6 protein-coding genes and 1 CRISPR repeat array are annotated in these 6448 nt (G+C 36.4%); all 6 genes read left to right on the top strand.

Annotated features, from left to right (window positions below):
- Positions 1–12 precede the first annotated feature (12 nt).
- The 6 genes from cas5c to cas2 all read left to right on the top strand — a co-directional run bounded on the left by cas5c (position 13) and on the right by cas2 (position 5405).
- A complete protein-coding gene (cas5c, locus tag J2S07_RS19155) occupies positions 13–666 on the top strand; it encodes a type I-C CRISPR-associated protein Cas5c (protein ID WP_307152008.1) in 654 nt (217 codons plus the stop codon).
- A gap of 5 nt (positions 667–671) precedes the next feature.
- A complete protein-coding gene (gene cas8c / locus J2S07_RS19160; protein ID WP_307152009.1) occupies positions 672–2504 on the top strand; it encodes a type I-C CRISPR-associated protein Cas8c/Csd1 in 1833 nt (610 codons plus the stop codon).
- Positions 2488–3360 (top strand): type I-C CRISPR-associated protein Cas7/Csd2, encoded by an 873-nt coding sequence (gene cas7c / locus J2S07_RS19165; protein ID WP_307152010.1) that lies wholly within the window; start codon positions 2488–2490, stop codon positions 3358–3360. The genes cas8c and cas7c overlap by 17 nt, the downstream gene beginning before the upstream one ends.
- A gap of 85 nt (positions 3361–3445) precedes the next feature.
- On the top strand, positions 3446–4078 hold the full coding sequence (gene cas4 / locus J2S07_RS19170; protein WP_307152011.1) for a CRISPR-associated protein Cas4: 633 nt from the start codon (positions 3446–3448) through the stop codon (positions 4076–4078).
- On the top strand, positions 4075–5106 hold the full coding sequence (gene cas1c / locus J2S07_RS19175; protein WP_307152012.1) for a type I-C CRISPR-associated endonuclease Cas1c: 1032 nt from the start codon (positions 4075–4077) through the stop codon (positions 5104–5106). The genes cas4 and cas1c overlap by 4 nt, the downstream gene beginning before the upstream one ends.
- An 8-nt stretch (positions 5107–5114) precedes the next feature.
- Positions 5115–5405, top strand: a complete 291-nt coding sequence (cas2, locus tag J2S07_RS19180; protein WP_307152013.1) for a CRISPR-associated endonuclease Cas2 — start codon at positions 5115–5117, stop codon at positions 5403–5405.
- 168 nt (positions 5406–5573) lie between these two features.
- Positions 5574–6339: direct repeats of the CRISPR family, unit length 32 nt; unit sequence GTCGCACTCCTTGTGAGTGCGTGGATTGAAAT.
- Positions 6340–6448: the final 109 nt, after the last annotated feature.

Consider the following 6448-nt stretch of genomic DNA (forward strand, 5'->3'; position numbering starts at 1 on the left):
GGGGTGTGATGAATGGGTTATGGAATAAGGATGAGAGTATGGGGTGACTTTGCGTGTTTTACCCGTCCAGAAATGAAGGTTGAAAGAGTAAGTTATGATGTTATAACTCCCTCAGCAGCTAGGGGGATATTAGAAAGTATCCATTGGAAACCTGCAATACGTTGGGTTGTAGATAAAATTACAGTTGTAAAGCCAATAAAGTTTGATAATATCCGTAGAAATGAAGTTAAGGATAAAATGTCTGTTTCTGCATCAATGATCGAGAAAGCGATGAACGAAGGAAAAGCAATTTATCTTGATTCAAATGACAATAGGGCACAAAGAGCTACTATGTTACTTAAAAATGTTGAATATATCATTGAAGCCCATTTTGAACTCACAGAGAAGGCTGGAGAAACTGACACTGTTGAGAAACATTATAACATTGTACTTAGACGACTAAGGAAGGGGCAGTGCTTTAGTCGTCCATATTTAGGGTGTAGGGAGTTCTCAGCTAACTTTGAAATAGTGGAGGAGGAAAGAAAAATAGATTCTCACTATCAGTCTACTGAAATTGATTTAGGTTGGATGCTATGGGATATAGACTTTGACAGAAATTGCAAATCAATTTTTTATCGACCCAAAATGGTAAATGGGGAAATTGAAGTTCCTAATCTTTGGAGGTGAATTCTATGATTCTTAATTCCCTAGTTGATTATTATCAAGTACTTTCCAAACAAAAAAATAACAACATTCCTAAGCAAGGATATAGTGAGGAAAAGGTTCATTTCTGTCTTGTGATTGATACAGACGGTAATTTAAAAAGCGTTCGTGATCTAAGGGAACTAAGTACGAATAAGAAAAACTCAAAATTGCTTCCAACAAAACTCACGTTACCTGAGAGAGTTCAGAAATCAAGCGGTATAACCTCCAATTTTTTATGGGAAAATTCAGAGTATCTACTTGGGCTTGAAAAGAAGAAAGAGAAAGGTAACAAAAAGAAAAAGGAACTCACACTAAAAAGATTTCATTATTTTTCTGAGTTTCATAAAAATCTCCTTAGTAATATTGACGATGTTGGTGCTCAAGCGTTCCTTCACTTTTTGGAGAAACATAATAGCAATGGGTGCCAACATCCAATAATCGAAAAAATGGAAGATGAAATGAATAATGGTGAAATGTTCGTTATTCGACTTGAAGGAGATGCTGGTTATCTGCATGAAAGACCAGCTCTTATAACAGCTTGGGAGAATCATTATTTCCGAAATGAAGGTAGTACTTATGGGGTCTCTCTATTATCAGGTAAGGAAGGAGTAATATCTGAAGGTCATGCAACCATTAAGGGAGTAAGGAATGCACAATCATCTGGAGCAAGAATAGTCTCTTTTAATTCTTCTGCATTCGAATCTTACGGCCATAAAAAAGGATTTATATCTCCAATAACCGAGGAAGAGATGTTTCAGTACACAACGGCATTGAATTATCTACTTGAAAGAAGAAACCAATGTATTCAGATTGGTGATGCAACTACGGTTTTCTGGTCAAAGTCAAATTCATTAGACCAAACTGAGATTATTTACAATTTGTTTTCAGGCGGAGATTTGGGACAAAACACTACGGAAAAAATTGAATTGACGGAAAATCAGCATGAAACTAATAAAATTCGTTCATTTTTAAGGGGGGTACAACGAGGCAATAAGGTGATTTGGGATGAACATAGTATAGAGCCAGAGACAGAATTTTATATCCTAGGTTTGTCTCCCAATAATGCAAGAATATCAATTCGCTATTTTTATAGAACCAATTTTGGGACTCTTATAGAGAATATAGCAAAACATTTTAAAGATGTCGACATCTTTACAAATTATTCATACACAGCATCCTTGACACCATGGAGAATGCTTAATGAAACCTCAGTAAATGATAAAACACATCCTTTACTTGGCGGTAGCTTATTTAAAGCTTTAGTAACTGGAGGCAGCTATCCGAATATGCTCTACCAGCAAATTTTATCAAGAATTCGTGCTGGTGAAGAAGTTAACTATTACAAAGCAGCATGCATTAAAGGTTATTTATTGAGAAAAGCTCGCATGGAGAGTAATAAAAAAATGGAGGGATTGATAACCGTGTCTCTGAATGAAAAAAGGGAAGATTTTGCATATTTATTTGGAAGGCTATTTGCAGTTATGGAAAATATTCAGGTAGCAGCTTATCGTGATACGGAAGGTAAATCTGGTATTGAACGTACGATAAAAAACACCTATTTTTCAAGGGCAAGTACAACACCAAAAGTAGTCTTTTCGACCTTGATTAGACTAAATCAGCATCACCAAGATAAATTAGCCAAGGAAAAAAAAGGGTTACAAGTGAAACTTGATAAGTTAATTACTGAGATTGTTGGAAATATTTCTAATGTTCCTGCTCAATTAAATTATGAGGAACAAGGAGAATTTATGCTAGGTTATTATCAGCAAAAACAAGAACTTTATAGAAAAGGAGATAGTGAAAATGGGGAAAGTAATTAATAATAAGTATGAGTTTGTATTGTTGTTTGACGTAGAAAATGGTAATCCTAATGGGGACCCCGATGCAGGGAATCTACCACGGATTGATCCAGAAACGGGTATAGGGATTGTTACTGATGTATGTCTAAAACGGAAAATTAGAAATTATGTGGATTTAAGAAAAAAAGGGGAAACTGGATACAATATCTATGTTCAAGAGGGAACAGTTTTAAATAATACTCAAAAATTTGCTTATGAATCGCTGGGTCTTGAAAAAGGTGATAAGAAGGATAAGGAAAACAAGATTCTTGCAAGAGACTTTATGTGTCAAAATTTCTTTGATGTAAGAACCTTCGGTGCTGTAATGACCACTGGTGATTATAATTGTGGACAAGTTAGGGGTCCAGTACAGATTAACTTTGCGAAAAGTGTTCATAGTGTCATACCACAGGAGATGACGATTACTCGATTGGCTGTTACAAATGAAAAAGATGAAAAAAAAGGACAAACAATGGGGAGAAAAACTTATATTCCTTACGGATTGTATAGAGTAGAAGGATATATTGATGCGAACAGAGCATCTTTAGAAAATGGAGGTACAGGATTTACAGAAGAAGACTTAGAATTGGTTTTTGAAGCACTAATAAATATGTTTGAATTTGATCGTTCCGCTTCTAAAGGAAAGATGATGGCTCAGAAATTAATAGTCTTCAAACATGATTCTGTTTTTGGGAATGCTCCATCTCATAAATTATTTGAGAGATTGTCAATAGAGTTAAAACAAGACGTAATGATCCCAAGAGCAATTCAAGACTTTCAAATTTCAGTGGATTACGAGGATCTACCTAGTGGTGTGGAGATAATTGAAAAGTTATAGGAGTATTGAAAAACTAATTCTATTCAGCTAGGAGGTTTTTAAGCTGAAATCTCTAGTAGATTCAAATGATGATGCTGATTATCTTATGCTTTCCGGTATCCAACACTTCCAATTCTGCAAGCGCCAGTGGGCTCTTATTCACATCGAGCAACAATGGGAAGAAAATGTTCGAACAGTTCAGGGGCAACATCTTCATCAAAAAACGGACAAGCCTTTTATAAGAGAAAAGCGTGGAGATAAACTCATTGTTCGAGCAATGCCAGTAAAATCAAATGAACTCAAAATTACAGGAATTTGTGATGTGGTTGAGTTTATTAAGGATTTCGAAAATGGTGTAGAGATAGATGGTTTAGAGGGGAAATTTAAAGCGTATCCTGTTGAATACAAGCGAGGAAAACCTAAATCTCATGATTCAGATGTTCTTCAATTAATAGCCCAAGCCATGTGTTTAGAAGAAATGCTGCTCTGTGATGTAAAAGTTGGCTATCTATTTTATCATGAAATCAAACATCGAGTTGAGGTTGCTATTACTGAAGAGAAGAAAAATCAGGTAAGAAAAGTAACGAAAGAAATGTTAGATTACTATGGTAAAAGATTTACACCTAAAGTAAAGACTGGTCCTTTTTGCAAAAATTGCTCCCTTCAAAATATTTGTATGCCAATATTAATGAATAAAAAATCAGTGAAAAGCTATATTGAAGGGAGGATTTATGAATGAAAAAGTTATTGAATACTCTCTATGTTACTCAAGCTGATGTTTATTTATCCTTGAATGGAGATAATGTTGTCATTCAAAAGGAAGAGGAGAAACTTGCGCGGGTCCCTCTTCATAATTTGGAAGCCATTACAACATTTGGGTATATGGGAGCGAGTCCTGCTCTTATGGGATACTGTGCAGATAAGAACATTTCGATTTCATTTTTCACAAAAAGTGGCCGATTTTTAGCACGGGTGATTGGTGAGAGCAAGGGGAATGTAGTATTAAGAAAAAAACAGTATCGCATTTCTGATGATGAAGTTCTTTCTGCGAAAATTGCAAGGAACTTCATCATAGGAAAAATCTATAATAACAAATGGATCATTGAAAGAATGACTAGGGACTATCCTCTTAGAGTCGACGTTTCCCAGTTCAAAGCTGTATCCAAACATTTATCTTCTATTATCCGTGAGATTAGAATTTGTGAGGATCTAGAACAACTAAGAGGCTGGGAAGGGCAGGCTGCGATCAGTTACAATAAGTTATTTAATCAGATGATCTTGCAGCAAAAGGAAGATTTCTATTTTCATTCTAGGTCAAGAAGACCTCCAATGGATAATGTGAATGCTATGCTTTCATTTGCTTATTCACTGTTAGCCAAGGATATGGCCGCTGCGCTAGAGGGTGTTGGACTGGATGCTTATGTCGGCTTTTTGCACAGGGAACGACCAGGAAGAGCATCTCTTGCTTTGGATGTGATGGAAGAGTTACGAGGTGTTTATGCTGATAGATTTGTACTGTCCTTGATTAATAAAAGGGTCATGAATAAAGATGATTTTCTAAAGAAGGAAAATGGTGCCGTAATTATGACGGATGAGGGTAGAAAGACATTTTTATCAGCATGGCAAGCACGAAAGCAAGAACAAATTACTCATCCCTATTTAGGAGAAAAAATCTCTTGGGGATTGGTACCACATGCTCAATCATTATTGCTAGCCCGATACTTACGTGATGATCTAGATGAATACCCACCATTTTTATGGAAGTAGGTGAGAAATTGTTAGTATTAATTACGTATGATGTCAGTACGGTTAGTAAAGGTGGTCAAAAAAGATTAAGAAAAGTTTCAAAGGCTTGTCAGAATTACGGGCAGAGGGTTCAAAATTCAGTTTTTGAATGTGTCCTAGATTCCACTCAATTTGAAACACTGAAGTTTGAGCTAATGAGTATTATTGATGAAAATCAAGATAGTCTACGGTTCTATCGTTTAGGGAATAATTACAAATCAAAGGTGGTGCATCTAGGAGTTAAAGAATCACTAGATATAGAGTCACCCCTAATTATTTAGGTGCGAATATGAAGTGAACATGGAATGATAGAAGTGTTCGCACCAAATATGGTTTATTTAACATGCTAATTTATAATTATTATTAATTGTCCTTTATTTATATAAAGGAAATGGCGTTCTTTTTTATAAGAAAATCAATATGTTGTATTTTTTTTATAAAAAATCGCTGTCGCACTCCTTGTGAGTGCGTGGATTGAAATATCAAGGAGTGAGAACATTGTGAGTACCGAGTTAAGGTCGCACTCCTTGTGAGTGCGTGGATTGAAATGCCATCAATTACTCGTCTTTCACCATACAGAATAGTCGCACTCCTTGTGAGTGCGTGGATTGAAATACATAGACGTATCCATTACCATAGCCAAAGTCCGTCGCACTCCTTGTGAGTGCGTGGATTGAAATTAGTAAATGTCCATCGTGTAAGAAACTGAATAAACCGTCGCACTCCTTGTGAGTGCGTGGATTGAAATAGCAGAAATGCTTTCTAACTACCTTGAGTTAGTGGGTCGCACTCCTTGTGAGTGCGTGGATTGAAATCAGTAATGACATTGAATGAAGGGTATTCCCTTCCACGTCGCACTCCTTGTGAGTGCGTGGATTGAAATCGTAAATATAATGGCTCAACAGCTCTTACAGTTGTCGCACTCCTTGTGAGTGCGTGGATTGAAATAGAAGGCATAAGAAAGGCTACTGGTACGCAAAGAGTCGCACTCCTTGTGAGTGCGTGGATTGAAATATCCCAGTTAGGCATCACATATCACCTACACCTCCGTCGCACTCCTTGTGAGTGCGTGGATTGAAATAATATAAATCGCAGTTACAGAGTGTAGGAGTCACTGTCGCACTCCTTGTGAGTGCGTGGATTGAAATTTGCAATCTCAAAGAACAATAAGCCTCGCTCATCCGTCGCACTCCTTGTGAGTGCGTGGATTGAAATATTCTTTACGCCATGCGGATTAACCCCCGAATTTTGGACAATATCACTCTTAATCTAGCTTTTTCTTAAAATTACATTGTTTTTCGTTTCCTTTTGTCCTTTTTGGAGT

Origin of the sequence: Anoxybacillus andreesenii, assembly GCF_030813005.1 — a bacterium.
GTDB classification, from domain to species: Bacteria; Bacillota; Bacilli; order Bacillales; family Cytobacillaceae; genus Robertmurraya; species Robertmurraya andreesenii.